Origin of the sequence: Mesorhizobium sp. M4A.F.Ca.ET.020.02.1.1 (assembly GCF_004022645.1) — a bacterium.
Classification (GTDB): Bacteria; Pseudomonadota; Alphaproteobacteria; order Rhizobiales; family Rhizobiaceae; genus Mesorhizobium.
The window spans coordinates 1-685 of sequence record NZ_RZOI01001310.1 but is presented as its reverse complement, the minus strand read 5'-3'; the positions used below and the strand labels follow the sequence as shown (position 1 = coordinate 685).

Here is a 685-nt window from a genome sequence, read left to right as displayed (position 1 = left end):
GTTTCATGCCGCGCTTGCCCGGATATTTCTTCAGGTCCCAGAAATCGCTCCAGCTCTTGGGCTGGTCGCCGGTGGCCTTGGTGTTGTAGGCGATGACCATGCCCCAGCCGATGGCGCCGATGCCGCATTTTGTGATGCCGGGATCCTTGAAGTCGGCAGCCGAGGAAAGCTTGCTGGTGTCGAGTTCCTCGATCAGGCCCTGGGCGCAGGCGTTGAACATTTCGGGCGCCCCCATCTGGATGACGTCCCAGGTGGTATTGCCGGACTCGATCATCGCCTGGATCTGGCCAAGCCCGCCGGTGTAGACGGCATCGAGCACGGCGCCGCCGGATTTGGCCGTATATGGGTCGAAGATCGACTTGCGCTGCTTCTCTGTATAGGTGCCGCCCCAGGTGGCGACGGTGACGTCGTCGGCGAAGGCGTGGCTTATGCCGGCGCCCAGGATCAAGGCGGCAAGCAACCCGCCCGCGAGATTCGATTTCTTCATTTCTTGTTCCCCTTTTCGTTTTCGTTTGAGGTTGATGTCAGGCCAACTCTGCCGTCAGCCATGGTCGAGGGCGCGGCAGTCACGTGCCGCCCAGCCGATCTTGATGCGATCGCCCGGCGAACCCATGCCGACGCCGGCGCTGTTCGGGATCTTGACGATGAAGCCGGGCTGTCCGCACAGCGTCGCCGACATACGCAG

General features: G+C 62.3%; 1 protein-coding gene. It reads right to left on the bottom strand.

Annotated elements, in window-relative coordinates:
- A partial coding sequence (locus EN742_RS36830; RefSeq protein ID WP_128333986.1) for an extracellular solute-binding protein occupies nucleotides 1–487 on the bottom strand: 487 nt, incomplete at its 3' end.
- Nucleotides 488–685 lie beyond the last annotated feature (198 nt).